Annotated in this window: 21 protein-coding genes; 9 read left to right on the top strand and 12 right to left on the bottom strand. The window is 72.8% G+C overall.

The annotated features are described in order from the left end of the window. Positions 1-63: 63 nt before the first annotated feature. Positions 64-2,526, top strand: a complete 2,463-nt coding sequence (treY, locus tag ACIA8D_RS10290; protein ID WP_399230575.1) for a malto-oligosyltrehalose synthase — start codon at positions 64-66, stop codon at positions 2,524-2,526. On the opposite strand, the gene ACIA8D_RS10285 is transcribed toward treY, so the two are convergent. Next, a complete protein-coding gene (locus ACIA8D_RS10285) occupies positions 2,486-3,736 on the bottom strand; it encodes a cytochrome P450 (protein WP_399230574.1) in 1,251 nt (416 codons plus the stop codon). The genes treY and ACIA8D_RS10285 overlap by 41 nt on opposite strands. 189 nt (positions 3,737-3,925) lie before the next feature. On the opposite strand from ACIA8D_RS10285, the gene ACIA8D_RS10280 reads away from it, so the two are divergent. Beyond that, positions 3,926-5,167, top strand: coding sequence for a M14 family zinc carboxypeptidase (locus tag ACIA8D_RS10280; protein ID WP_399230572.1), 1,242 nt, complete (start codon positions 3,926-3,928; stop codon positions 5,165-5,167). An 85-nt stretch (positions 5,168-5,252) separates the two neighbouring features. Here the strand turns inward: ACIA8D_RS10280 and ACIA8D_RS10275 are convergent, their stop codons facing one another. Then, positions 5,253-5,804 (bottom strand): FHA domain-containing protein, encoded by a 552-nt coding sequence (locus ACIA8D_RS10275; protein WP_399230571.1) that lies wholly within the window; start codon positions 5,802-5,804, stop codon positions 5,253-5,255. A gap of 186 nt (positions 5,805-5,990) precedes the next feature. Between ACIA8D_RS10275 and treZ the strand changes: the two genes are divergently transcribed. Further along, the gene (treZ, locus tag ACIA8D_RS10270) at positions 5,991-7,805 is read left to right on the top strand and encodes a malto-oligosyltrehalose trehalohydrolase (protein ID WP_399230570.1); all 1,815 of its coding nucleotides are present in this window, start codon (positions 5,991-5,993) and stop codon (positions 7,803-7,805) included. A gap of 34 nt (positions 7,806-7,839) precedes the next feature. On the opposite strand, the gene ACIA8D_RS10265 is transcribed toward treZ, so the two are convergent. From ACIA8D_RS10265 to cyc2, 5 genes are all read right to left on the bottom strand, one after another. Further along, a complete protein-coding gene (locus ACIA8D_RS10265) occupies positions 7,840-8,688 on the bottom strand; it encodes an aminoglycoside phosphotransferase family protein (RefSeq protein ID WP_399230686.1) in 849 nt (282 codons plus the stop codon). Between the two features lie 63 nt (positions 8,689-8,751). Next, the gene (locus ACIA8D_RS10260; RefSeq protein ID WP_399230569.1) at positions 8,752-9,879 is read right to left on the bottom strand and encodes an aminopeptidase P family protein; all 1,128 of its coding nucleotides are present in this window, start codon (positions 9,877-9,879) and stop codon (positions 8,752-8,754) included. 134 nt (positions 9,880-10,013) lie between these two features. Next, a complete protein-coding gene (locus ACIA8D_RS10255; protein WP_399230566.1) occupies positions 10,014-10,667 on the bottom strand; it encodes a PDZ domain-containing protein in 654 nt (217 codons plus the stop codon). Positions 10,668-10,819: 152 nt separating this feature from the next. Then, positions 10,820-12,760, bottom strand: coding sequence for an O-aminophenol oxidase PhsA (phsA, locus tag ACIA8D_RS10250; protein ID WP_399230564.1), 1,941 nt, complete (start codon positions 12,758-12,760; stop codon positions 10,820-10,822). 89 nt (positions 12,761-12,849) lie between these two features. Further along, positions 12,850-15,099, bottom strand: a complete 2,250-nt coding sequence (gene cyc2 / locus ACIA8D_RS10245) for a germacradienol/geosmin synthase Cyc2 (RefSeq protein WP_399230562.1) — start codon at positions 15,097-15,099, stop codon at positions 12,850-12,852. A 136-nt stretch (positions 15,100-15,235) separates the two neighbouring features. Between cyc2 and ACIA8D_RS10240 the strand changes: the two genes are divergently transcribed. After that, positions 15,236-15,868, top strand: coding sequence for a chorismate mutase (locus ACIA8D_RS10240; protein WP_399230560.1), 633 nt, complete (start codon positions 15,236-15,238; stop codon positions 15,866-15,868). A gap of 38 nt (positions 15,869-15,906) precedes the next feature. Here the strand turns inward: ACIA8D_RS10240 and ACIA8D_RS10235 are convergent, their stop codons facing one another. Further along, complete coding sequence (locus ACIA8D_RS10235; RefSeq protein WP_399230558.1) at positions 15,907-16,740, bottom strand: pentapeptide repeat-containing protein; 834 nt, start codon at positions 16,738-16,740, stop codon at positions 15,907-15,909. Positions 16,741-16,872: 132 nt separating this feature from the next. Between ACIA8D_RS10235 and ACIA8D_RS10230 the strand changes: the two genes are divergently transcribed. Genes ACIA8D_RS10230 through ACIA8D_RS10220 form a run of 3 tightly spaced genes read left to right on the top strand, consistent with a single transcriptional unit; the run spans position 16,873 to position 19,650 of the window. Then, the gene (locus ACIA8D_RS10230) at positions 16,873-17,661 is read left to right on the top strand and encodes an alpha/beta fold hydrolase (RefSeq protein ID WP_399230557.1); all 789 of its coding nucleotides are present in this window, start codon (positions 16,873-16,875) and stop codon (positions 17,659-17,661) included. Continuing rightward, positions 17,658-18,929, top strand: a complete 1,272-nt coding sequence (locus ACIA8D_RS10225) for a cytochrome P450 (protein WP_399230555.1) — start codon at positions 17,658-17,660, stop codon at positions 18,927-18,929. The genes ACIA8D_RS10230 and ACIA8D_RS10225 overlap by 4 nt, the downstream gene beginning before the upstream one ends. A gap of 43 nt (positions 18,930-18,972) precedes the next feature. Then, entirely contained in the window at positions 18,973-19,650 is a 678-nt protein-coding gene (locus tag ACIA8D_RS10220) for an ADP-ribosyltransferase (protein ID WP_399230684.1), read from the top strand. A 21-nt stretch (positions 19,651-19,671) separates the two neighbouring features. Here ACIA8D_RS10220 and msrB read toward each other — a convergent pair whose 3' ends face one another. The 4 genes from msrB to ACIA8D_RS10200 form a co-directional block, all read right to left on the bottom strand. Beyond that, positions 19,672-20,079 carry a peptide-methionine (R)-S-oxide reductase MsrB gene (gene msrB / locus ACIA8D_RS10215; RefSeq protein WP_399230553.1) on the bottom strand — a complete coding sequence of 136 codons (408 nt, stop codon included), beginning with the start codon at positions 20,077-20,079 and terminating at the stop codon, positions 19,672-19,674. A gap of 5 nt (positions 20,080-20,084) precedes the next feature. Further along, positions 20,085-21,488 carry a UDP-N-acetylmuramate--L-alanine ligase gene (gene murC / locus ACIA8D_RS10210; protein ID WP_399230551.1) on the bottom strand — a complete coding sequence of 468 codons (1,404 nt, stop codon included), beginning with the start codon at positions 21,486-21,488 and terminating at the stop codon, positions 20,085-20,087. Positions 21,489-21,598: 110 nt separating this feature from the next. Further along, positions 21,599-22,054 carry an indole-3-glycerol phosphate synthase gene (locus ACIA8D_RS10205; RefSeq protein WP_399230682.1) on the bottom strand — a complete coding sequence of 152 codons (456 nt, stop codon included), beginning with the start codon at positions 22,052-22,054 and terminating at the stop codon, positions 21,599-21,601. Between the two features lie 161 nt (positions 22,055-22,215). Further along, on the bottom strand, positions 22,216-23,067 hold the full coding sequence (locus ACIA8D_RS10200; RefSeq protein WP_399230549.1) for a pyrimidine reductase family protein: 852 nt from the start codon (positions 23,065-23,067) through the stop codon (positions 22,216-22,218). An 82-nt stretch (positions 23,068-23,149) separates the two neighbouring features. On the opposite strand from ACIA8D_RS10200, the gene zapE reads away from it, so the two are divergent. Together zapE and ACIA8D_RS10190 are read left to right on the top strand one after the other, a co-directional pair. Further along, positions 23,150-24,220, top strand: coding sequence for a cell division protein ZapE (gene zapE, locus ACIA8D_RS10195; protein ID WP_399230681.1), 1,071 nt, complete (start codon positions 23,150-23,152; stop codon positions 24,218-24,220). Positions 24,221-24,356: 136 nt separating this feature from the next. Next, positions 24,357-25,742, top strand: coding sequence for a PhoX family protein (locus ACIA8D_RS10190; protein WP_399230547.1), 1,386 nt, complete (start codon positions 24,357-24,359; stop codon positions 25,740-25,742). Position 25,743: the final 1 nt, after the last annotated feature.

The raw sequence follows: 25,743 nt of genomic DNA, 5'->3' as shown, positions 1-25,743 counted from the left end.
CATCCGCGTGTGCACGCATGCGGTGATGACACGAAAGGCGGCGGCGCGGGTACGTAGGTTCACATGACACCTCAAGCCCCGATGCCGCCCGCGACGCCGACGGCGACGACGCCCACGGCGACGTACCGGCTCCAGCTGCAACCGGACGTCGGGTTCGCCGCCGCGGCGGCGGCGGTCCCGTATCTGGCCTCCTTGGGGGTCTCCCATCTGCACCTGTCGCCGGTCCTCGAAGCGGTGCCGGGTTCGACGCACGGCTACGACGTGGTGGACCACACGCGCGTACGCGGTGAACTGGGCGGCGAGGCGGGTCTGCGGGACCTCGCACGGACCGCGCACGAGCACGGCCTCGGCCTGGTCGTGGACCTCGTGCCCAACCACATGGCGGCGGCGGTGTCGCGCAACCGGCCGCTGCGCGCGGTGCTGCGCGAAGGCCCCACGTCTCCGTACGCGCGCTGGTTCGACATCGACTGGGAGGCGCAGGGCGGCCGGGTACTGCTGCCGGTCCTGGGACGCCATCTGGGCGAGGAACTACCGCACTTGAAGGTGGACGGCGACGTACTGCGTTACTACGAACACGCGTTCCCGCTGCGCGAGGGCACGGCGCACCTGCCGCTCCCCCGGCTGCTCGACGCCCAGTGGTACCGCCTCGCGTGGTGGCGCCTGGCCCGCACCGAACTCAACTACCGGCGCTTCTTCACGATTTCGGATCTGATCGCCGTACGGGTGGAGGACCCGGAGGTCTTCGAGGCGACGCACGGCACGCTGCTCGCGCTGCTGCGCGAGGGCGTCGTCGACGGGCTGCGGATCGACCACCCCGACGGACTCGCGGACCCCGGTGCCTACTTGGAGCGGCTGAGCGGGGCCACGGGCGGCCGGTGGACCGTCGTCGAGAAGATCCTGGAGGACGAGGAGCGGCTGCCCGCCGCATGGCCGGTGGCGGGCACCACCGGGTACGACGCGCTGCGGCACATCGACGGGCTGTTCACCGACCCGGCGGGGTCCGACGAACTCCTGGGCCTGTTCCGCCGGTTCACCGGGGCGGCGCGGGATCTGGGCGGGCACTGGCCCGCGACCGTGCGGCGCGCCGCGCACCGCGTCGTCACGCACGAGCTGGCCACCGAGGTGGACCGGCTGACGCGGGAGGCCGTCGCGCTGTGCGCCGAGGACCCGCAGCTGTGCGACCACGCCCCCTGGGCGCTCCGTACGGCGCTGTGCGAGCTTCTCGTGCGGGTTCCGGTGTACCGGCCCTACGCGACCGGTGGCGTGCCTCCTGAGACCGTCCTGACGGCTTCCGCGGCCGACGAGGCGAAGGCCGTGTTCGTCGTGCCCGACGAGGCCCGCGCGGTGGACGTCGTACGGGAGTTGGCGCTGGGGCGGCGCGGCTCCGGGCCCGCGCACACCGCGTTCCGCGCCCGGTTCGCGCAGACCGCGTCGGCGCTGCGCGCCAAGTCGGCGGAGGACACGGCGTTCTACCGGTTCACGCCGCTCCTGTCGGCCCTGGAGGTGGGCGGATCGCCCGGCAGTCCGGCCGTGTCCGCGGCGGCGTTCCACTCGTACTGCGCGCGCGTGCAGCGGGACTGGCCGTACACGTCGACGGTCCTGTCGACGCACGACACGAAGCGCAGCGCCGACGTGCGGGCCGGGATCTCCGTCCTGACGCAGTGCCCCGACCGCTGGGAGGCGCTCCTCGCGGAGGTCACCGGGCTGACCGCGCGCGGCGGCGGCGCGAGCGCGCCCGACCCCCAGCTGGCGTGGGCCGCCTGGCAGACCGTGGCCGGGCTCGGCCCGGCGGAACCGGCGCGGCTGCGGCGCGCCCTGCTCAAGCACGCGCGCGAGGCGGGCCTGTTCACGACGTGGACGGAACAGAACGCGGACTACGAACGCGCGGTGGAGGACTTCGTGGCGTCCGGGCCGTGCGGCCCGCCGGGCAACGAGGTGCTGCGCTTCATGGACGGCCTGGAGCCCCATGTGCGGGCGAACATCCTGGGCGCGGCCCTCGTCCACCTCACGATGCCGGGCGTGCCCGACGTCTATCAGGACACGGAGCACGAGTACCGCGCCCTGGTGGACCCGGACAACCGGGCACCCGCCCGGCTCGCCCCCGAGGGGCACGGCGACAAGGCGGAGCTCACCGGGTGCGCGCTGCGGCTGCGCCGCGCACGACCCGAGTGGTTCGGCGGCGCGGCGGGCTACGAGCCGCTGCCCGCCGAGGGCCCCGGCGAGGCGCACTGTGTCGCCTTCGCGCGCTCCGCGCGCGTGGTCGTGGCGGCGACCCGGCTCTCCCTGCGGCTCGCAGACGCCGGCGGGTGGCGCTCGACACGGCTCGCGCTCCCCGAGGGCGAGTGGGTGGACCTGCTCGACCCGTCGGCTCCGGGTCGGCGATTCAGCGGGCACGCGCGCGTGGCGGCGCTGTTCGAGCAGCTGCCCGTGGCCCTCCTCGTCCGCGCAGATCAGGACGGCCACGAGGACGAGGATCTGCGCGACCTCATCGCAGACGTACGTGGAGGGCCGTGGGAGAGCGGGTGAGCAGGCCCTCGTAGGCGGGTCTGAAGCCCGGCGACCAGCTCATCGACGGCAGCGCCGCCAGCAGGGCGCGCAGGCCCGCCTCCGCGGTGAGGCGGGCGAGCTGGACACCCGGGCAGCGGTGCCGCCCGGTGCCGTGGGCCAGCTGCCCGGGGGCCGTGCGGAACAGGTCGTAGCGGTCGGGGTCTGGGAACCGGGACGCGTCCCTGCCCGCCGCGCCCACCAGGCACGCGACGGTGGCGCCCGCCGGTATCGTGCCGCCGCTCACCGGGACCGGCGCGAGGGCCCGGCGCAGGACGATGTGCGCGGCGGGGTCGCGGCGCAGCGACTCGGCCCAGGCGGCGCCGACGAGTTCGCGGCGGGCCCGCACCAGCGCCAACTGCTCGGGGTGGTCGAGCAGATTGGCCAGGAGCGCGGCGAGGGCCCGGTCGGTGGCGTCCCCGCCCGCGCCGAGGAGCGTCGCCGCGAGCCCGCAGACCGTGTCGTCCGACAGCGGCCGCCCGCCGTCCCGCGCGGCGCACAGGGCGCCCAGGAGGTCGTCCGTCGGGTGCGCGCGGCGGCGGGCGATCTGGGGCCGCAGGAAGGCGTCCAGGGCCTCGGGGGCGCCGCCCAGGTGCGTGAGCCCCGCACGGCACAGCGCGGCGACGTGGGCGGTGCCCTGGTAGGGCAGGCCCAGCGCGCGGACGGCGGCCACGGCGGGCAGCCAGTGGCAGAACTCCTCGACCAGGTCGGCCTCGTGGCGCCCGGCGAGGCGGCGCGCGAGTACGTAGGCGGTGCGCTCGACGCTCGCCTTCAAGGTGACCAGCGCGCGCCCCTGGAGGGCGGTGGTGAGCAGGGCGCGCTGGGCGGCGTGCGTGTCCGCTTCGAGGTGGGCGTAGGTGCGGCCGGGCGGCGGGGCGACCAGCCGGGGGTCGGCGAGGGCCGTGCGCACGTCCGCGTAGCGGCTCAGGAGCCAGGCGCCGAAGGGTTCGTCGAGGTGCAGCGGGTGGGCGGACCGCAGGGTCCGGTACAGCGGGAACGGATCGTGGACGGTGTGCGGCGCCACGAGGCTCGGGAGTGGCGTCGTGGCCCCCGCGCGCGGGTAGTAGCCCGATGCGTCGGGATACGAGACCGGTCCGGAAGGGCACAGCACCGCGGGACTCCACTCTGCACCGGGGCGCGCACCGGTCGCTGCGCGCGGCTCCTCCCAGCGCACCACCGAGGACTTCGTCACGCAGCCTCCGTCCCACCGTACGAGTGACAGCGGTGACTCAGGGTGACGTAGGGGTCTGACCTGCGCGGGGCCGCGGTGGCGTGAACTCTCCCCTTGCCGAGCGGCCCGGGGCCGCCTTACAGGCCTCCTTGACACATGGAGCGGAGCATGGGGTACTGCGGATTGCTGACGCCGGGAGCGCCAACGGGGGTGAGTCACCTGACGGAGCAGCGGTACCCCACCTCGGCCGAGTTGGTCCAGTCAGCGCGGGAGCTGGCGTCTCACCGACCCGACTTGTGTCGCCTGCGCCAGGTCGGAACGTCGCGCGGGGGGCGCCCCCTGCACCTGCTCTCCGTCGGGCACGACCGGCGCGCCGTGCTGATCGTCGCGGGGGCGCACGCCAACGAACCCACGGGGGGTCCCACGGCGCTGCACCTGGCCGAAAAGGCGCTCTTCGAGCGGGAGTTGCGGACCGACCGGTCGTGGCACTTCCTGCTGTGCGCGGACCCGGACGGCGCGGCCCTGCACAACGCTCCCGAGCCGCACTCGCTGCTCGACTACCACCGCGGGTTCTTCCGGCCCACGGGCGCGGAGCAGCCCGAGTGGTCGCCGTCCGTGCTGCCTCCCGACCGGCTCCCGCCGGAGACGAGGACGCTGGTCGGTGTGATCGACGAGGTGCGGCCCTACCTCCAGGTGTCCTTGCACGGCACCGAACTGGGCGGCAGCTGGGTGCAGTTGACGCGAGACATACCGGGGCTCGCCGAGCCGTTCGCCAAGTCGGCCGCCGAGCTGCACATACCGGTGGAGACCGGGGCGTCGGACGCGGCGGGCTGGCCGACGTCGGGGCGCGGTGTCCATGTGATGCCGGACCTGGACGCGCAGGCCGCGTTCCCGAGCCTGCCCGACGACGCCCGCCTGTCGACGTGGCACCACGCGCACCGCTACGGCGGCTCCACGGCGATCGTGGAGGTCCCGATGTGGGCCAGCGATCTGGTGGACGACCCGGCCCCGCACCCCGCGCCCGAGCGGGCGCTGCGGCGCCTGTCGGCCCGGCTCAGCCGTGACACGCGGCTCGTGGAGGAGATCCTCACGGAGGCCATGCCCCGGCTCCCGCACACCGACGGACCACTGCTCGGCGCGGCCTGCTGGGCGCTGGGCCTGGTGCCGGGGCTCGCGGACGACTGGGTCCAACCGCCGCCGCCCGGCGCCACGATGGCGTACGTCGGCAGCATCGACGCGTTCGCGCGGCGGCTTCCGCTGCGGGCCGCGGCGATGCTCCTGCGGGTCCTTGAGGAGGCCGGCGACCTGGCGGCTCCCCGGCTCGACGCGCTCGTCACGCGCTGGTGCGAGGCGTACGCCGAGCGGTTCGGGGCGCGGTGGGTGCCGGTGGCCCACCAGATCGAGCATCAGGCTCGGACGACGGTGGCTGCGGTGCGGCACGCGCGCGGGTGAGGGCGAGGACGGGCGAAGTCGAGCACGCGCGCGATTGAGAACGGGCGCCGATGAGCACGCGCACGGGTGAGCACGCGCCGCCGGGTCAGTCGGCGGACAGCCGGAACGCCATGCGCCCGAAGGAGACCTGATCGCCGCCCCTGACGACCGCCGCGCCGATCACCCTGCGCCCGTTCACCGACGTGCCGTTGGTGGAGCCGAGGTCGCGCAGCACCCACGTGCCGGCCTGCCGGCTCAGCTCGGCGTGCACCCGCGAGACCGTGTCGTGGCTCAGCCGCAGCCCGTTGGCCGGGTCGCGGCCGATGCGCAGCGGGTACGGGGACGCCGGCGGCGGCAGGAGCAGCTTCGGCAGCCGCTCCACGGTCCACGCCCTGCGCAGCCGCACCGTGAACCCGGAGACCGCCCCCACGGTGCCGAACAGCGCACGCGACCAGCGGCCCTCCTGGTGCAGGTCGGCGGTGAGCCGGTCGAGGTCCTCGGTCCTGCGGGCGGCGAACACCAGCTCCATACGGCGCACGAACGTGTCCTGCGAGAGCCGGCCGAGGGCCACGCCGTCCCTGAGCACCTTCAACGCACGGTCCCGCTCGGCGTCGGAGAGCCGAGCCGGGTACGTGTGGTGTTCAAAAGAGGACGTCACACAGGGAATTGTCGGGCAGCGGAGGCCGAAGTGTCCAGAAAACCGCGAGCGTGGGGCCACGCGGGCGAAACTTCGTGTGACGCATGCCCCAGCGAGGCGAAACCGCCCCGCGTCGATCACAGCTGACGCACCATGGGAACCAGCCGTCACTGTCGGCAGGCATCCGGTCACGAGGGGGAACGGTCCGTGCAGTTCGAGGTGTGGGCACCACAGGCCGAACAGGTAACGCTCCACATTCGGGGCGCCGAGGACGAACCACAGGGCGCCGAAGGCGAACAGGGCACCACGCGCGCGTTGTCTCGCGACCCGTACCGGGGCGACGGGTGGTGGTCCGGCGAGGCCGAGGCCGCCGACGGCACGCGGTACGGATTCGCGGTCGACGGCGGGCCCGTGCTGCCCGACCCGCGCTCGCGCCGGCAGCCCGACGGCCCTGACGCCCTGAGCGCCGTCGTCGACCACAGGCGCCATACGTGGCGCGGCGGTTGGGCGGGGCGCGGGCTGACCGGGGCCGTCCTGTACGAGCTCCATGTGGGCACGTACACGCGCGAGGGCACGCTCGACGCCGCCGCGCAGCGGCTCGGACACCTCGCCGACCTGGGCGTCACGCACGTGGAGTTGATGCCGCTGAGCCCCATGCCGGGGCGGCACGGCTGGGGGTACGACGGGGTCGGTCCGTGGGCCGTGCACGAGCCGTACGGGGGGCCAGAGGCGCTGAAGCGTTTTGTCGACAGCGCGCACGAGCACGGCCTCGGTGTCGTGCTCGACGTGGTGCACAACCACCTGGGCCCCTCCGGCAACCATCTGCCCGCGTTCGGCCCGTACTTCACCGACACCCACCACACGCCGTGGGGCAGCGCGATGAACCTGGACGCGCCCGGCTCCGACGAGGTGCGCGCGTACCTGATCGGCAGCGCGCTCGCCTGGCTGCGCGACTACCGGATCGACGGGCTGCGGCTCGACGCGATCCACGAGCTCCACGACCGGCGCGCCCTGACCTTCCTGGAGGAGCTGTCGGCGGCCGTGGACGCGCTCGCCGACGACCTCGGCAGGCCACTGTTCCTGGTCGGCGAGTCCGACCTCGGCGACCCGCGCGTCATCACCCCGCGCGCCGAGGGCGGGCTCGGGCTGCACGCGCAGTGGAACGACGACGTGCACCACGCCGTGCACGCGGCCGTAACCGGTGAACGGCAGGGCTACTACGGGGACTTCGCCCGGCGGCCGATGGCCGCGCTCGCCAAGACGCTCAACCACGGCTTCTTCCACGACGGCACGTACTCGACGTTCCGCGGCCGCCACCACGGCCGCCCGCTGGACCGCGCCACCGTCCCCGCGCACCGGCTGCTCGCCTACACCCAGACCCACGACCAGATCGGCAACCGGGCGCGGGGCGAGCGCCTCGGCGCGCTCGTCGGCCCCGGACTGCTTGCCTGCGCGGCGACGCTCGTGCTCACCGGGCCGTTCACGCCGATGCTGTTCATGGGCGAGGAGTGGGCCGCGAGCACGCCCTGGCAGTACTTCACCGACCACACGGACCCCGCGCTCGCCGACGCCGTGCGCGAGGGCAGGCGGCGGGAGTTCGCGGCGCACGGCTGGGCCGAGGACGCCACGCCCCGGCAGGGGCATACCGAATACATTCCCGATCCGCAGGACCCGGCCACCCGTGAGCGCTCCTGTCTGAACTGGGAGGAGCGGGAAACCGGCCACCACGCGCGCGTGCTCACCTGGTACCGCGAGCTCATCGCCCTGCGCCGGGCACGGCCTGACCTCCAGGACCCCGATCTGGCCGCGGTCAAGGTCGCCTACGACGAGCGGGCCCGGTGGATCGCGTACCGCCGCGGCGACCTGCGGGTGGCGGTGAACCTGTCGGACGTGCCGGTGTCGATTCCGCTGGGGCGTCCGGTGGCGCGGCTGCTCGCCGCGTGGGAGCCGGTGGAACTGCCGGGCAGGGACGGGGTGCTGACGGTCCCGGCGGAGTCCTGCGTGATCGCTGTCGCGCCGTAGCGCCACAGCGCCGTAAGAACGGGCAGGAGGCGGTTCAGCCCTCCGACACCAGCTCCAGCAGGATCGCCTCCCACGCCCGCTCAAGCTGCACCCGCAGCAGCCCCACGGGGCTGTCGTCGGCGCCGTACAGCCGGTCGCCGAGCCGCACGAGGACATCGCAGCGGGCCAGCCACAGCCCCCGCAGGCACGAACGCGGTCCGTACCCCGCGAGCGTCGCGGAGCGGACCGCGGCCCGCGCGCCCACGGCGATCGTCAGTCCGGCGATGTCCTCCGCCGCGTCGCCGACGGCCGCGTCGGCCCAGTCGAGGACGCCGCGCACCCGGCCGTCCGCCGACACCGTCAGATGCTCGCCCTTGAGGTCGCGGTGGACGAGCACGGTGTCGGGCTGCGGGCCGAGCTGCGCGACGGCCGGCGCCGAGAGCTGATCGAGCCGCTCGGCCTCGAACTCGCCGTCCGCGTCGAGCTTTAGAGCGGCGGCGCCCGCCTCGCGGCGCAGGCTCTCCAGGGAGCGCGGCGCCACCTTCGGCACGCCGATCGACCCGGTCCGTGCGACCGGCACCGCCCGCAGCCCCGCGAGCAGCCCGGCGAGATCCTCCTCGCCGGCCGCGGTGACGTCCCTGACCTCGGCGGACTCCCCGGGCAGCCGCTTGTCGAGCGTGCAGGCGAGGCCGGGCGCCCACTCCCCCGTCGCGACGGAGGCCGGCAAGGCGACCGGGACGTGCGGGCGTACGAGCTCGCGAAGACGCACCTCGCGCCGCAGCCGCGCGGACATCGCCCCGTCGGTGGCCAGGCGCAGCACGTGCGCCCGACCCACCCACCACGTGGAGTGCTCGCCGCCCTCGGTGACGGGGCGTGCCTCGGGGGCGCCGCCGTCCGGAAGCATCGCCCCGAGGACGCGGCGCACGGCGTCGGCAGTGGGCTGCCGCGGCGTCGACGGCACGGCCGCTCAGCCCACGATCGCCAGCTCGCGCGCCGTCGCGTTGAGGCGTCGGCCGCCGTCCTCGGTGACGGTCACGATGTCCTCGACGCGGACGCCGAACCGGCCCGGCAGATAGATGCCGGGTTCGACGGAGAAGCACATGCCCGGCACCAGCTCCTGCTCCTCGCCCTCGATCATGTAGGGCGGTTCGTGGGTGGTGACGCCGATGCCGTGCCCGGTGCGGTGGATGAAGTATTCGCCGTACCCGGCGTCCGTGATGACCTTGCGGGCGACCCGGTCGACGTCCTGGCAGGCGATGCCCGGCCGCACCGCGTCACAGGCCGCGGTCTGCGCCTCCCGGACGATGTCGTGGACCTCGCGCTCCTCGGCGGTCGGCTCGCCGACGTGCACGGTGCGGGTGGTGTCGGAGCCGTAGCCGTGCTTGAGGCCACCGAAGTCGAGGACCACCATGTCGCCGTCCTGGATGACGCGGTCGCTCGCCTCGTGGTGCGGATTGGCGCCGTTCGGGCCCGAGCCGACGACGGTGAAGTCGACCTGCGAGTGCCCGAACCGCTTGAGCAGATCGGCCAGTTCACCGGCGATGTCGTTCTCGCGGCGGCCCGCGAAGGCGACCTTCTTGATCTCCTCGTACGTGGCGTCCGCCGCCGCACCCGCGGCGGCGAGCCGCTCCAGCTCGGCGGCGTCCTTCACGCCGCGCAGCATCGGCAGGGCCTCGGTGAGGGAGGCGTACGACGTCCCGGGGAGCGTCTTCTGGAGGCCGAGCAGGTGCATCGCCCAGGCGTTGTCGCTGACCCCGAAGCGGCCCCGCGCGTCGAGCAGCGGGGCCATGACGTCGTACGGGTTCTTTCCGTCGATCCAGTCGCGCAGCGTCATCGCGTCGGCGCCCGCGGCCTTCGCGGCGTCGGGGGCCTCCAGGGTGGGCACGACGAGCGTGGGCTCCTGGCCGGCCGCGAGGACGAGGAGGGTGAGCCGCTCGGTGTCGGCCGGCACGTGGTAGCCGGTGAGCCATACGAGGTCGGGGCCCGGCGCGACCAGCACTCCGGCGAGCCCCGCGTCGGCGGCGGACTGCGCGGCACGGTCCATGCGGGCCTTGTAGTCGGCGGCGGTGAAGGGCGCGGGGGTACCGGTCGTCATGTCCTGACCTCTCGTACGGGTGGGCGCGGGCGTCGTACGGGCAGCCATCCTGCCCGGCGGCGCGGGGCGGCGCGAGACCGACCTCTGCCCATGATTTCAGGCGCCCGGGGCGGGGCGCGCGCCGAACGCGGACGTCATGTGACCACCCCTGGTGTGACCGCCAGCTTCTGCAGCTCACCGTTCGCGTGCCGGACGGTGACCACGAGCTGCCGTCCGGGGCGGGCGTCCGCCGCGTCGGCCACGTGCGCCGCGAGGTCCAGCGCCGAGCCGACGTGGCGCGCGCCGAGGCCCACCAGGACGTCGCCGCGGACCAGTCCGCCCGTGTAGCCGGGGCCCGGGATGTGCACGGCGACGACGAGCGCGCCGGACGTCCTGGGGGCGTCGACGACCTCCACGCCGAGCCCGCCCGTCGCCAGGGGCGACGCGGGCGGCGCGGGCGCCGGGGTGGGGCCCGGCGTCGGAGCGGCGCTGCTCGGCGGCGGGGCGGCGGGGCGCGCCGCGGGCGGGGCCTGCCGCTTCAGGTCGGCGAGCTTGCCCATGCCGATGACGGTGGCTCCCACAGTGCCGAGGCCGATGCCCGCAAGGACCAGGACCACCGCGCACAGCAGCCCGCACAGCACGCTGCACAGGCGCCTGCCGCGCCGGCGGACGGCGTGCGGCCTGCCGGGCCGCGGCGCCGGTGCGGGACGCGTCAGCGGGTCGGCGGGCGGCTCCGGCCCCGACGTCGCGGCCGATGCCCGGCCCCCGGATCCGGGCATCGACTTGGGACGCAACGCAGTCTGTTCCATGGGGTCGCCCGCCTCCGGTCCCTGGCTCGTTCGGCCACGGCCAGAGCCCTACCCTCCGCGCACGCCCCCGACGAACCACGAACGAGTGAGACTGCCGGGCGCCGGCTCGAACGCCGGCGCCCGGCGTCCCGTGCTCCTCGAGATTCGGCCGGTCAGCCGGTGTGGCCCCCGTGGCCACCGCCGTGCCCGGCCCCGTGGTCGAACTTCAGGGCTTCCTTCGGAAGCACCACGAAGGGCCGCATCATGCCCATGTCCTCGTGCTCCAGGAGGTGGCAGTGGTACATGAACCGGCCGTACGCCCCGTCGAACCTGCCCATGACGCGCAGCATCTGGCCGGGCAGGGCGCGGAACACGTCCTTGTGCCCCTGCTCGTTGGGCGGCAGCGGGATCACCTGGTTCGGGTCGAACGCGACCGGCTTGACCGTGCCGCCCACCTCGACGTCGAAACCGGAGGCGTCGTACACGTCCCGGCCGAGGATCTGGAAGTCGGCGAGGTGGATGTGCATCGGGTGCACGACCGGCGGGTTCACGGCGAGATTGAGGAAGCTCCACTGCTCGTGGGTGCCCTCGCCGATGGTGAAGCCGAGCCCGTCGTTGAAGGTCCGGGCGATGCGCCGGTACGTCTTCAACTGGCCCTTGTCGTCGACGAGCTGGATGACGCCGTCGCCGGGCACCTGGATGTCCTCGGCCCCTTCGGACTCGTCGGTGACCTCCTGCATCTCCCAGATCTCCGGGTGTCCGCCGCCGCCCTTGGTCGCGGGCGGCGTCAGGACGATCAGCCGGTGCCCGTGCTCGATGTCGTGGGTGAGCCGGCGGAAGGAGCCGGACAGCACCTCGGGCAGCACGAACGGGTCCGGGTCGCCGCACTCGCCCACCCGGAACTCCATGACGTGCGGGAAGCGCACGTCACCGGGTACGTCGGGCTCGCCCGGCGCCTGGTTGCGGCCCTTGTCGACCAGCCGCACCCGCTTGCCCGCGAGGGCCGCGAAGTCGATGAGCAGGTCCATGCGCTCGGCGGGCGCGACGGGCAGCGTCGGCAGCGCGCCATCGAAGTCGATCGGGACGGGCCGCGGCAGCAGCCCGCCGTCGCTGCCGATCTGGTGCACGACGCCGGGCACCGGGTCGCCGTCCTCGTCGATGAGCACGAGGTTGTAGATCCGCGCGTTCGACGCGTTCACCAGGCGGAAGCGGTACCAGCCCGCGTCCACCTGCGCGTAGGGCCAGATCCGCCCGTTGACCGTCGTGTACGGGCCGCTGAACGGAATGGTGACGGGCTTGCCCGTCTCCTCGTTCGCCGGGTCGACGATCACGGTCTTGTGCAGCAGCCTGCCGTTGAGCCTGCCGTCCTCGTCCGTGTCCAGGTTCCGGTCGGCGAGCAGCAGCGGGATCTCCCGCTCCCCGGAGGGCAGCCCCAGGGCGTCCTCCTCGTCGTCCCGGACCAGGTAGGTTCCGTAGAGGCCCGCGTACACGTTCCACCTGGTGATGTTCATCGCGTGGTCGTGGTACCACCACTGCACCGCCTGGTGGTCGTTCGGGTACTCGGAGAGCTGGGCGTCGCCGAAGCCCACCGCGTTGTCCGCCCAGCCGTCGTTGCCGCCGCCCGTCTGCGCGCCGTGCAGATGCGTCACGGTCCAGGCGGGCAGCGCGGCCACGTCCGCGTTCGCCGCGACGCCGCCGCGGCCGGGCAGCGTGGTCGGCGGGGGCGGCGGGTCCTGCCCCGGTTCGGCCGGCGGATTGGGCACCTCCACCGACGTCACCGGGTACTCGCTGCCCTTCGGGATGCGGTTCGTCCAGGCGATGCGGACGCGCTCGCCGCGCCGCACCTCGATCGTCGGGCCCGGCACCGACGCTGTGTCGACGCCGTATCCCCACATCAGTGTCGGCGGGAGCTGCGGGTGCAGCCGCTGCCACGTGGGTCGCAGCGCGATCTCCGTTTCCTGTCGGACGTCACCGGAGTCGGGCCGCAGCACCGGCGGCACCGTCAACGGCGCCACGTACGGCGCCAGTTCCCCCACGGCGGCCGCGGCGATCTCGCTCGCGGCCTCCTCGATCCCGGTGAGTTTGTCCGTGCTGCGCTCGAAGATTTCGGTCATGAAAAGAACACCCCCGTGTGTTCTCGAACAGTCCCCGTTCCACGGCCGCGAACGGCCGTCCTGTTGCGGCCGTGAACGGCCGTCTCACCTCACAAGACGGCTGACGCCCCAGCGAAGTTCCCCGAATCGCCCATTCCGGACGTGCGGTTCTTGAAACCGAGCGGAACCGTCGCGACCGGAGGCGCCGGGATCCGGCCGGGCACGAAGCCGTGGGCGCGCCGCCCGAGCCAGGCGTCGCGGTAACGGTCCACGTTCGCGTGCCAGTTGAGGATGCCGGCCGTCCAGTTCCGCAGGTCCTCGACGTACCCGTCGAGGACCGCCCGCGCCTTGCGGTCGAGACCGAAGTCCTCGTAGAGGACGGGGAGTTCGTGCTCGACGATGTGCTCGAACTGCCGCATGCGCTGCGTCATCAGGTCGTTCACGATGCCGACGGCCGTCGGGTAGTCCGCGCCGAAGAAGTTCTGCACGACCAGGACCGCATTGTGGATCTCGCCCTCGTACTCGATCTCCTTCTGGTACGAGAACACGTCGTTGAGCAGACACGCGTAGTCGATGGCCGAGTTCTCCAGGGCGCGCACCGGGCCCGTGCGGTAGATCTCGGGCGGCACGGCGGGCCCGTGGCCCATCCGGCACAGACTGAGGGTGAGGTCGGAGCCGAAGGTGGCGCGGCGCATCTCCAGGTAGTCGACGGGGTCGGGGACGCGGTTCTGCAACTGGTTGGCGACCTCCCACACCCAGCTCTCGGTCATCACCTCGACGGAGTCCTTCAGGGTCTGCCGCTGCCGCGGGGTCATGTCGGCCGTGGTGCGCCGCCACAGGTCGGCGAGGCCGCGCTCCATGGCGTTGGCGGGCGGCGGGATCTCCTCGCCGTCGACGGGCATGCAGGCGGAGAGCCGCGTGGTGCACAGCCTGGCGGCGGCCGGGTCGCGGCGGTGTCCGAAGACGAGCGGGTAGTAGTCGTCTCCATAGGTGCCCCAGGCGAGCCATTGGGAGCTGAGGTCGAGCGCCTCCGGCGAGCCGTCCGGGTCGAGGCCCGCCGCGCACAACGGCAGGTCGTAGGCGCGGAGTTTGTCCTCGTCCCAGACGCCCTCCCCGAGGATGCCCATGCGGTGCGTCCAGGGGAGCAGCCGCGCGCGGGCGCCGTCGAGCTCCGGGTTGAGGCGCAGCGTGAACGGCATGTGGATGTCGGGGATCAGGGAGGGGCCGACCTTCTGGAACGGCACGTGCGTGTACGCGCGCAGGCGCTCGGCGCCGACCTCGTCGAGCAGCGCCCGTACGTCCGTGGCGCCGGTCCCGAGTCCGCTCGGCCGACCCAGGGGCGGCTCGGTGCGCGCGGTGGCCTCCTTGTTCATGTAGCGGCTGGAGCGCATGTGCCACTCGTGGCCGCCGGACTGCCAGTCCTGCAACCCGCGCGCGTACGCGGCGACGGCGGCGATCTCGTCCGGCGTGAGCCCCTGTTCCACGGAGAGGGCGGGGACCTCGGTCAGCGCGGTGTGCTCGAACTGGTGCAGCCGCGAGGTCAGCACGTCGTTGACGGCCTCCGCCGCCTCCTGGGGCGTGCAGTCGAAGAAGGTCTCCAACACCAGCACGCCGTTGGAGAGTTCGCCCTCGTCCCTGACCTCCCGCTCGTAGGAGAACAGGTCGTTGCGCAGGTGCACCGCGTCGGCGAACGTCTCCATGAGGACGCGCAGCGGCCTCGACTGCGCGACGCAGGCCGGGACTTCGGCGGTCGCGTACTCGACCAGGCCCGCCGACCAGGGGGCGCCGCCCACCTTGCGGCGCATCTCGATGTACTCGACGGGGTTGGCGATCCGTCCCTCGTTGATGTTGGACAGCTCCCACATCGACTCGTTCAGGAGGTGCTCGGTCGACTCCGCGAAGCGCCGCCGCCAGTCCATGGACATCGCGGGCACGGTGCGCCGCCACAGGTCGATGAGGCCCGCCTCGACCGGATTCTCGGGCTCGGGCACGGGGGTGTCGAGCTCCATCGGCATGAACAGCGGCAGCCGGTCCAGGTGCGCCTTGCCGGCCGTTCGGTCGTTCGTGCGCTTGAACATGTCCAGGAAGTGGTCGTCGAAGAAGAAGACCCACACGTACCAGTCGGTGATCAGGGAGAGGGCGGGACCGTCGCAGTCGGGGTGCGTGTACGCGCACAGCAGGCCGTAGTCGTGCGCGTCGAGGTCGGCCCGGTCCCAGACACCGCTGCCCTCCAGCATCCCCATCTCGCGGGCCCACACCGCGGAATGGGCCCGCGCCTCGTCCAGGTGCGGATTGAGCCTGGCCCGGTACGGCATGTAGAAGCGCGGCAGACGGAAGGGCTGTGTGGACTCGTGTGTCATGAGCGCGGCCCTACCCGGGGCCGTCAACCGGCATCCACGGGGCGGAAGATGATCGCACCATCGCGTGAACCTGGGTTGTTCGACGTACGTTCAGGGAAACGCACGCCCGTTGCCCGTACGAGACGAAGGACCCGCCTTGCGCATCCGGACCACGTCGACCACCGCCCGCTGCCTGCTCACCCTGGGCGCCGCCACCGCGTTCGCCCTCGGCGGCGCGGCCCTCCCGGCGACCGCGGCCCCGGCCGCGCCCGCCGCCACCTCCTCCCAGAGCGCCCACGCGGACCCGCGCGCCCTCGCCGCGATCACCTCGCTCGCCACCGAGCGGCTGGCCCTCGCGGACAAGGTCGCGGCGGCCAAGTACGGCACGGACGCGCCGATCGACGACCCGGCACGCGAGAAGGTGATCCTCGACGACGTGGCGGAGCGCTCGGCGGGCCTCGGCATCGACCCGGCGTTCGCACAGGCCGTCTTCCGGGACCAGATCGAGGCCAACAAGGTGGTCCAGCGCGGCCTGTACGCCCGCTGGGACGCCCACCCCGAGCAGCGCCCGACCGAGCGCCCCGACCTCGCGAAGGAGGTCAGGCCGCAGCTCGACCGGATCACGACACAGCTCCTCGACGCGCTGCGGGAGGTGGCTCCCACCCGCGCCTCCGCGGCCTGCGGTCCGCTGCTGACGGCCGCGGCGCTGCGCGACGCCCACGCGCGCGGGTTCGACGCCCTGCACCTCAAGGGCCTCGCGCAGGCACTGCCTTCGGTGTGCGCCTCCTGAGGCCCTTGAGGTCCGGGGCCTGATCCGGACGACAGGCCCTACGCCCAGTGCGCGGGGCGCCGCAGACCCGCCGGGATGCGGGTGGCGGCGTCCCCGCGCGCCGCGTTCACCTGCGCCTGGGTGAGGAACAGCGCCCCGGTGAGGTCGGCGCCCTGGATCCGGGCGTCCCGCAGGTCCGCGCCGATCAGGTCGGCCGAGCGGAGGTCGGCGCCGGTCAGATCCGCGGCCACGAGCAGGGCGCCGCGGAGATTGGCGCCCCGCAGGTCGGCCTTCTTGAACCGGGCGCCCACCAGGTCGGCGCCCCGGTGGTTCTTCTTGCGGCCCAGGGCGCCGGGCACGTCGGCGCGCGCCAGTTCGCTCGCCTTCAGTAGAAGGGTGTTCACGTCGCCGCGGATGGCCGGCACGTCGGCGGCGACGAGTTCGTCGCTGCGCGCGCGGGTCAGCCGCTCGATGTCCTCGCGGGCCCGCCGGGCGTCACCGTGCACGGGACGGGCGGCGGCCAGCTCCAGTACGTCGCTCAAGTACCAGAGCAGCTCGTGCAGTTGCCGCATGACGGGGAAGACCTCGTACATGACCCTGGAGCTCTCGGGCCGCTCACGCCAGCTCATACCGTCGAAGGTGACCTGGGAGACCTTCTGGCCCGCGCCGAAGCAGTCGAAGACGGTGCAGCCGGGGTAGCCCTCGTCGCGCAGCCGCGCGTGGATGCCGCAGCGGAAGTCCTCCTGAAGGTTGCGACAGGGCGTGCCCGCGTTCTTGTCGTGGGCGAAGTCGTGCGACTTCGCGAAGGGGAGGGCGACACAGCACAGGCCGAAGCAGTCCGCGCAGTCGGCGCGCAGGTCGGGGCGGTCGAGGGGGGCGTCCGGGGAGGTCACCCGTCCATTGTCGCCGATGGGACAGGGCGCACACGGCCACGCGCGCGTGCGCCCTCTTGTGGCCGGGCACCGCCCCGCGCCACCTTGGAGGCGTCCGGCACCGCCTGAAGTTCCACACCCTGGGGAGTCGACGTGGCCTTGTCCTTCGTCCTGCCGTACGAACTGCACGGTGACGGCCCGCACAAGGTGATCGCGGTGCACGGCTGGTTCGCCGACCGCACCGCCTACGCGCCCATCGTGCCCGACCTGGACCGCGCCTCCTTCCAGTACGCGCTGGTTGACCTGCGCGGCTACGGGGAGGCGAAACAGACGCCGGGCGCGTGCACGACGGCCGAGGCCGCGGCGGATGTGCTCGACCTGGCGGACCGGCTCGGCTGGGAGCGGTTCTCGCTGATCGGGCACTCCATGGGCGGCAGCGTGGCGCAGCGCGTGGTGGCGAACGCGCGGCACCGGGTGCGCCGCATCGTGGGCATCTCCCCCGTCCCGGCGTCCGGGCTTCCGATGCCGCCCGAGCAGTGGGAGCTGTTCGTGACGGCCGACTCCTCCCCCGCTAACCGCCGCGCGATCATCGACGTCACGACGGGCGGCGTACGCCCCGCCGCGTGGTTGGACCGCATGGTGGAGCGCTCGCTCGCGTGCAGCGACGCCAAGGCGTTCCGGGCCTGGCTCGACTCGTGGACCGGCGACGACTTCCACGCGGATCTGGAGCCCTGTACGGTCCCCGCGCTCGCGGTCACCGGGCAGCTCGACCCGGCGCTCGCCGCGCCCCTGATGCGTTCGACGTGGCTGACCTGGTTCACCCGCGGCGAGCTCGTCGACCTGCCCGTGTGCGGCCACTACGCGATGGACGAGGCGCCGCTCTCGCTGATCCGCGTCATGGAGGACTTCCTGCGGGCGGACCGCGCGGGCAGGCGCGCATGACGGACCGCGAGGTGCCGGGCGTCTTCGACCCCCGGCTGTACGCCGAAGGCGTCCCGCACGAGCGCTACCGGACGCTGCGCGACCACCACCCGGTGGCCTGGCAGCCGGAGCCCGCGGTCCTCGGCTGGCCGGAGGGCCCCGGTTTCTGGGCGGTCGCCCGGCACGCGGACGTGGTCCGGGTCCTCAAGGACGCGTCGGCGTACTCCTCGTGCCTGGGCGCGACCCAGATCCGCGATCCGGACCCGGCGGACCTCCCGTTCATCCGCGGCATGATGCTCAACCAGGACCCGCCGGCCCACGGCAGGCTGCGCCGCCTGGTGAGCCGGGCGTTCACGCCGCGCCGCGTGGAGGCGTTCGGGGAATCGGTGCGCGACCGGGCAAGAACCCTGCTGCGCAAGGCGCTCGACGACGACGCGGACGCGGTGGACCTGGTCGCCACGGTCACCGACGACTACGCCCTTCTGAACCTCGCCGACCTCCTGGGCGTCCCGGAGTCCGACCGCGCGCTGCTGCTGCACTGGACGCGCCGCGTCATCGGCTACCAGGACCCCGACGAGACGGCCGGGGCGGCCGCGGCCACCCCGGGCCCACCGGTGAACCCGCGCTCCCCCTCCGCGCTGGCCGACATGTTCGCGTACGCCGACGAACTGACGGCCCACAAACGCGCCCACCCCGCCGACGACATCATGACGACGCTCGCCGCGGACCCCGATCTCACCCCGCCCGAGCGCCAGATGTTCTTCTTCCTGCTGACGATCGCGGGCAACGACACGGTCCGCAGCGCGGCCCCCGGCGGCCTGGCCCTGCTGGCCGGCGCCCCGTCCGCGTACGGACGACTGCGCACGGGCCGGGCCGACGTGGCGCTCGCGCTCGACGAGCTGCTGCGCCGCCACCCGCCCGTCCTGACCTTCCGCCGCACGGCGGCCGAGGACACGACCCTGGCGGGCACCCGCATCCGGCGCGGCGACAAGGTGGTCGTCCTGCACGCCTCCGCCAACCACGACGAACGCGTCTTCCACGCCCCCTTCGCCCTGGACCTGTCCCGCGCCCCCAACCCCCACGTCTCCTTCGGCGACGGCCCGCACGTCTGCCTCGGCGCCCACTTCGCCCGCCTCCAACTCCGGGCGCTGTACGAGGAGGTGGGCCGGGCGCTGCCGGAGCTGACGCTCGCGGCCCCGCCGAAGCGTCTGGTCTCGAACTTCATCAACGGAATCAAGGAGCTGCGCGTGCACCGGCCCACGCACGCGCACACGCCCACGATCCGGTGATTGGCGGGGATCCTGGTCGGGACCCCCGAAGGTTCTGCTCATGATGATCAACAAGCTGCCCCGTACCACGCGCCGCCTCGCCACCCTGCCCGCCGCCGCGGTCTCCGTCCTTGCCCTCGCCTCCGCGCCCTCGGCCACGGCGAGCGTCCCCGCCGCCGACACCGCGAAGTCCGCGGGCTCCACGGCCTCCGTGGCGAAGGCCGCGCCCTCCTCCTGCCCCGTCGTCCCCGACCGCCTCTACGCGGCCATCGACCGCGTCCCCCTGGAGCGGATCTCGCCGGCCCCGGAGTACCGGAACGACTGCCGGACGCTGTACCGGGCGGACGGCCGCGCCCCGGCAGTGATCTTCAAGGAGGGCTTCGCGCCGAAGGACGCCGTGAACGGCCAGTACGACCTGGAGAAGTACGTCCTCAAGAACCAGCCGTCGCCGTTCGTCTCCACCACGCGTGACCACGACCTCTTCAAGAAGTGGACGAAGTGGATGAAGGGCGGCGCGTACAACTACTACATCGACGCCCCGAACGGGATCGACGTGAACGAGACCATCGGCGACACGCACAAGTACGCCGACCAGGTGGAGGTCGCCTTCCCCGGCGGGGTCGCCCCGCGCTTCGTCATCGGCGCCTGCCCCATCAACAAGGAGACCAACACCGAACGCATGTCGGACTGCGTGAGCAACCCGGGCTTCCGGCCGGTCACGGCGGCGACGGCGACGCGCTGAGCACCACCGGGCCGCCGGTCCTCACTCCCCTTCGGGGCTCAGCGTGAGTGAGATCGAGTTGATGCAGTACCGCTGATCCGTGGGCGTGGCGTACCCCTCGCCCTCGAATACGTGGCCGAGGTGCGAGCCGCAGCGCGCGCAGCGCACCTCGGTGCGGACCATGCCGTGCGAGCGGTCCTCGATGAGTTCCACGGCGTCGGTGTTCTTCGGGTCGTAGAAGGACGGCCAGCCGCAGTGCGACTCGAACTTCTCGGTGGACGTGAACAGCTCGGCGCCGCAGGCTCGGCAGCCGTAGACGCCCTTCGTCTTCGTGTCGGTGTACTCACCGCGGAACGCGGGCTCCGTGCCGGCCTGGCGCAGTACCGCGTACTCCGCCGGGCTCAGCTCCGCGCGCCACTGCTCGTCCGGCTTCTCGACGTCGTACGACATGTCTCTCAACCCCTCAGCTGGTCCAGGATGCGCGGGCCGAGCTCCGTGACGTCGCCCGCGCCCATGGTGAGAACGAGATCACCGGGCTTGGCCATTCCCGCGACCGCCGCGACCGCCGCGTCCTTGTCGTCAGCGGCCTGCACGTCGGCGCCCGCCTCCCGCGCGGCGTCGATGATCAGGGCGCTCGTGATGCCGGGGATCGGGTCCTCGCGGGCCGGGTAGATGTCGAGGACGACCGAGGAGTCCGCGAGCGCGAGCGCCTGGCCCATCTCCTTGCCCAGTTCCTGGGTGCGGGAGAAGAGGTGGGGCTGGAAGAGCACGAGGATGCGGGCGTCGCCGGCCGCCGAGCGCATGGCCTCCAGGTCCGCCGTCATCTCCGTGGGGTGGTGGGCGTAGGAGTCGATGACCTGGACGCCGCTCTCCTCACCCTTGAGCTGGAGGCGGCGCTTGACACCGGTGTACGACTTGAGCGCCGAGGCGAGGTTGCGGGCCGGGATGCCCATCGCGACGCCCGCGGCGAGCGCCGCCACCGCGTTCTGCGCGTAGTGGCGGCCGGGGACCGAGACCGTGAAGGTCAACAGCTTGCCGTCCAGGAGGACGGTCACCTCGCTGGTCAGTCCGCGCGGCGTGATCTTGTGGATGCGGATGTCCGCGCCCTCGGACTCGCCGTAGGTGACGACCTTGAGGGACGTGGTGTCCCGGACCCGGCGGGTCAGCTCGGCCGCGCCCGCCTGGTCCGCGGCGATGACGAGGGTGCCGCCGGGGGTGATCTTCCCCGTGAACGTCTCGAAGGACTCGTAGATCTCGTCCATCGACGCGTAGTTCGCGTGGTGGTCGAGCTCGACGTTGAGGATGATCGCGACTTCCGGCGCGTACTTGTGGAAGCTGCGGTCCGATTCGTCGGCCTCGGCGACGAAGATCTCGCCCTCGCCGTGGTCGGCGTTGGAACCGGGGACGTCCAGGTCGCCGCCGATGGCGTAGGACGGGTTCAGGCCGAGGGACTTCAGGGACACGGCGAGCATCGACGTCGTGGTCGTCTTGCCGTGCGTGCCCGCCACCGCGATCGGGCGCAGGCCGTCCATCAGGGAGGCGAGGGCGTCCGAGCGGTGCACGACCGGAATGCCCAGCTCCGTCGCGCGGGCCAGCTCCGCGTTGTCCTCGCGGATGGCCGAGGAGACGACCACGCAGGTGGCGTCGGAGGCGAGGTGCGCGGCGTCGTGGCCGATGTGCACGCTCACGCCGAGCTCGCGCAGCGCCTGCGCCGTGGCGGACTCGCGGGCGTCGCTGCCCGCCACCCGCGCGCCGCGCTGGGCGAGGATCTTGGCGATGCCCGACATGCCGGCGCCGCCGATGCCGATGAAGTGCGGTCGGTCCATGTCGGCGACGGAATTCGGCAGGCCGGGTGCCATGCGTGGTCTCCCCTGGGGTTCTCGGATGTCCTGACCCGTGGTCCCGACGACCACGGCACGGGCCCCAGCCTATTGCCTCGCCCGGCACCGCCCCGCACCTCTCCCCGTTGTCACGCCTTGCTGTGCGAGAACAGCTTCAGGACCGGTACGCCGACCTGGTGGCGGGCGCGCGAGGCCCAGTCCCGGTGGAAGAACTCCTCGACGTAGTGCGGATCGGTCAGCACGATGACCTCGTCCGCCTTCACCTCGCCGACGAGCGCCTTGAGGGCGTCCAGCGGGTGGTCCTCGATGAGCCGGCCCACCGCCTCGCTGCCCGCCTGGTGAAGCGCGGCGAGGGAGACCGCGAGGGCCTTCTCCGCCGGGCCCTTGGCCTCGTCTCCCTCGGGCACCTCGTTCTCCTTGCCCGCCTCGTCGAACTCCCCCATCGCGACGTCGTCGATGGCCCGCAGCAGGCGGTCGGCCTGGTCCCCGCGGGGCTGGAGCAGCACGTGGAAGGAGACTTCCTCCTCTCCGTGCAACGTGGTGACGAACTCCACGTCGGCGGAGGTCAGAGCCTTCTCGATCATCAATACGCTCGTGAACACGACGGGCGCCCTTCTTCTCCTACCGTGGGCCGACTGACGGCGACCCTCCGGGTGGACCAGCGGACCTGCGGAAACCATCCTGCCCCGCGTTCGCACGGGGTCTGCGAGATTTAGTGTGCCCAGCCAAAGCTAAACGGAACGACTCATTCCGCCGAATGTCGCCGCGCTGCCCATGGGAGCGGCTGATGTCCGCCCCGCTGCCGGGCATAACGGCTGAACAGGAATCCGTCCTCCTCCAGTAGGGACGCCAGTTCGAACCGCTCCGGCACGGCCAGCGCCGAGCCGCCCGCGATCCGCTGGGCGTCCCCCGCGGTCAGCATCGGCGACACGGTCAGGCACAACTCGTCGAGTACCCCGCCCGCCACGAACTGACCGAGCATCCTCGGCCCGCCCTCGGTGAGCAGCCGCCTGAGGCCCCGCTCGCCGAGCGCCGCCACCGCGCGGTCCGGCTCGACCGCCGCGCCGTCGCCCGCGATCAGTACCTCCACGCCCGCCGCGCGCGCCGCCGCGACCCGCTCGGCCGGGGCGCTCGCGCCGGTGAGCAGCAGCGTCGGCACCAGCGGGTCGGTGAACAGGGGCAGGCCGAAGTCGAGGTCGAGGCTCGCGCTGATCACGGCGATCTGCGGGGCGGGGCCCTGCCCGGCCGCCTTCCTGCGCTCGGCGAACGCCTCGCGCGCGCGGGCGGGGCGGTAGCCCTCCAGGCGGACCGTCTCCGCGCCGACCACGACGACGTCGGCGAGCGCGCGCAGCGTGCCGAAGATCCGCATGTCGGTGTCGCAGGAGATGGGCTGGGAGCGGCCGTCGTGCTGGGCGGCCCCGTCGAGCGTGGAGACCATGTTCGCCCGCAGCCAGGGCGCGCGCCCGGCCTCGGGCGGGTAGGCGTAGGCGTCGGCGAGCTCGTCGAGGCTCCACTCGCGCCCCTCCGGACTCGCCTCCCTCCCCTCGTACCCCTTGCCATCTGCTGTTTCGTACGTCACAGGGAACAGGCGTCGCATGACGTGCAGTGTGGCACGGCGACTAAGCTGGGTGGCTGTGTCGTCATCCCTCGAAGCCGCCGACTCCCGGGAGTCCAGCCAGATGGGCATCAGCCCCATACCCGACGCGGCGCCGCTGTCCCTGTGCGCCCGCGAGCCGCACGTACCCGCGGAGCGCCTGGTCGCCGAGATGGTGCCGCCGCCGCGGTTCAGCTCCGCCCGCTTCGACACGTACATTCCGGACCCGAACCAGCCCAGTCAGATCGAGGCCGTCCAGGTCCTGAGCGGCTTCGCGGCCGGTCTCGGCGGGGCGCACGCCTCCGGTTCCGGCAAGCGCCGCTGGTTCGCCAAGAAGCCCGCCGCCCCGACCGGGCCGCGCGGCGTCTATCTCGACGGCGGCTACGGCGTCGGCAAGACCCACCTCCTCGCCTCCCTGTGGCACGCGACGCCGGCCGAGCCCCAGCACAAGGCGTTCGGCACGTTCGTCGAGCTGACGAACCTCGTGGGCGCGCTGGGCTTCCAGCAGACCGTCAGGACGCTCAGCGGGCACCGGCTGCTGTGCATCGACGAGTTCGAGCTGGACGACCCGGGGGACACGGTCCTCGTGTCGTCCCTCCTCGGGAAGCTGGTCGAGGCGGGTGTCGCGCTCGCCGCAACGTCGAACACGCTGCCGGGCAAGCTCGGCGAGGGCCGGTTCGCCGCCGCCGACTTCCTGCGCGAGATCCAGGGCCTGTCGGCCCACTTCAGGCCGCTGCGCATCGACGGCGAGGACTACCGGCACCGCGGCCTTCCCGAGGCCCCCTCGCCGTTCACCGACGAACAGGTCACCAAGGCGGCGTACGCCACCGAGGGCGCCTCGCTCGACGACTTCCCGCACCTCCTCGAGCACCTCGCGCGCGTGCACCCCAGCCGGTACGGGGCGCTCACGGACGACCTGAAGGCCGTCTGCCTCACCGATGTGGCGGCCGTGCCCGACCAGTCGACCGCGCTGCGGCTCGTCGTCCTGGCGGACCGGCTGTACGACCGCGAGATACCGGTGCTCACGTCTGGACAGCCGTTCGACAAGCTGTTCAGCGAGGAGATGCTGAACGGCGGGTACAAGAAGAAGTACTTCCGGGCGATCTCCCGGCTGACCGCGCTCGCGCGCGACGGGAAGGGCCTCGTACACGAGTAACCACGGGCGCCGCGCAGGTGAGCCGATACGTGGGTGGTGCACGGATTGTGTGCGCTACGCGCGTGGTTCCCGGGGCGAAGGGCACGTGATAGACACAGCCGGGTCACAGTTCCTGTCCGCCAGCAGGAGGTCACCCATGTCGCACACCGCTGACGCACGACAGTCCGCAACTCGACGTCAAGTCCTCGCCCGCACCGGCGCCCTGGGAGTGGGCATCGCCTTCGCCGGGAACCTCTCCGAACTGTTCGCCGGCTCCGCCGTCGCCCAAGGACGCGCCGGATACGGCCCGTTGGTGCCCGACCCGGCCGGGCTGCTCGACCTTCCCAAGGGATTCCGCTACAAGGTCCTGTCGCGGGAAGGCGAGCCACTGCGCTCCGGCGAGGGCAAGGTGCCCTCGAACCACGACGGGATGGCGGCCTTCGCCGGCAGACAGGGCCGCGTACACCTCGTGCGCAACCACGAGAACCGGGTCACCGGGAAGATCGCGGTACCGACCGTCGAGGGTCTGACGTACGACCCGATGGGCAAGGGCGGCTGCACCGTGCTCTCCGTGGACCGGAAGAACAACGTCCAGTCCGAGCGGGTCGGCATCGCCGGCACGGCCGTCAACTGCGCGGGCGGGCCCACCCCGTGGGGCACCTGGCTGACCTGCGAGGAGACCGAGGACAAGGCCGGTACGAACGGCTACACCAAGGACCACGGGTTCATCTTCGAGGTCGACCCGGTCGACCCGCACCGCTCGGGCGCCGTCCCGCTGACCGCGATGGGCCGCTTCCAGCACGAGGCGATCGCCGTCGACCCGAAGCGCGGCGTCGTCTACGAGACGGAGGACGCCTTCGACAAGCCCTTCGGGCTCTTCTACCGCTTCCTGCCCAAGAACCGGAAGGGCGGCCTCGGTTCGCTGCGCGCGGGCGGCAAGCTGCAGGCGATGCGGGTGCCGGGCGTGCCGGACCTGTCGGCGGTCCAGGAGACCGGCGCCACGTTCAGCGGCATCGAGTGGGTCGACGTGCCGGACCCGCTGGCCGCGCAGACGCCCATCCGCAACCAGGACTTCGGCCCGAAGGGCATCACCCACGCGCAGAAGCTGGAGGGCTGCTACTGGGGCGGCTCCAGCGTCTACTTCGTGTCGTCGTACGCCCGCAGCCGCGAGGGCTCGGCCGCCGACCACTTCGGGCAGATCTGGCGCTACGACCCGTCGTCGCGCCGGCTGACGCTGGTCATCGTGTTCGGGCCCGACACGGACGTCCAACTGCCCGGCGAGGAGCCCGACAACATCTGCCTCGCGCCCAGCGGGGGCCTGATGGTGTGCGAGGACGGCGAGGGTGCGCAGCACGTGTTCGGCGTGACGCGCAAGGGCGAGGTGTACGCCATGGCGCGCGGCCGCCAGAACATCGGTACGGCCGACAAGCCCGAGTGGGGCGAGTTCGCCGGCGTCACGTTCTCGCCGGACGGCGACACGATGTACGTGAACTGCTATACGCCCGGGACCACGTTCGCGGTCACGGGGCCCTGGCACAAGTAGT

Origin of the sequence: Streptomyces sp. NPDC051684 (genome assembly GCF_044453445.1) — a bacterium.
Classification (GTDB): domain Bacteria; phylum Actinomycetota; class Actinomycetes; order Streptomycetales; family Streptomycetaceae; genus Streptomyces.
Note: the sequence above shows the minus strand (reverse complement) of the source record. Positions and strands in the feature narration are given on the sequence as shown.

Bases quoted from the DNA above. Each gene is read 5' to 3' on its own strand.
- murC (WP_399230551.1), bottom strand. From the start codon at position 21,488: ATGGCACCCGGCCTGCCGAATTCCGTCGCCGACATGGACCGACCGCAC.
- ACIA8D_RS10260 (WP_399230569.1), bottom strand. From the start codon at position 9,879: ATGACGACCGGTACCCCCGCGCCCTTCACCGCCGCCGACTACAAGGCC.
- msrB (WP_399230553.1), bottom strand. From the start codon at position 20,079: ATGTCGTACGACGTCGAGAAGCCGGACGAGCAGTGGCGCGCGGAGCTG.
- ACIA8D_RS10200 (WP_399230549.1), bottom strand. From the start codon at position 23,067: ATGCGACGCCTGTTCCCTGTGACGTACGAAACAGCAGATGGCAAGGGG.
- ACIA8D_RS10205 (WP_399230682.1), bottom strand. From the start codon at position 22,054: ATGATCGAGAAGGCTCTGACCTCCGCCGACGTGGAGTTCGTCACCACG.
- treY (WP_399230575.1), top strand. From the start codon at position 64: ATGACACCTCAAGCCCCGATGCCGCCCGCGACGCCGACGGCGACGACG.
- ACIA8D_RS10220 (WP_399230684.1), top strand. From the start codon at position 18,973: ATGATCAACAAGCTGCCCCGTACCACGCGCCGCCTCGCCACCCTGCCC.
- cyc2 (WP_399230562.1), bottom strand. From the start codon at position 15,099: ATGACACACGAGTCCACACAGCCCTTCCGTCTGCCGCGCTTCTACATG.
- ACIA8D_RS10225 (WP_399230555.1), top strand. From the start codon at position 17,658: ATGACGGACCGCGAGGTGCCGGGCGTCTTCGACCCCCGGCTGTACGCC.
- zapE (WP_399230681.1), top strand. From the start codon at position 23,150: ATGGGCATCAGCCCCATACCCGACGCGGCGCCGCTGTCCCTGTGCGCC.
- ACIA8D_RS10265 (WP_399230686.1), bottom strand. From the start codon at position 8,688: ATGCTTCCGGACGGCGGCGCCCCCGAGGCACGCCCCGTCACCGAGGGC.
- ACIA8D_RS10255 (WP_399230566.1), bottom strand. From the start codon at position 10,667: ATGGAACAGACTGCGTTGCGTCCCAAGTCGATGCCCGGATCCGGGGGC.
- ACIA8D_RS10190 (WP_399230547.1), top strand. From the start codon at position 24,357: ATGTCGCACACCGCTGACGCACGACAGTCCGCAACTCGACGTCAAGTC.
- phsA (WP_399230564.1), bottom strand. From the start codon at position 12,760: ATGACCGAAATCTTCGAGCGCAGCACGGACAAACTCACCGGGATCGAG.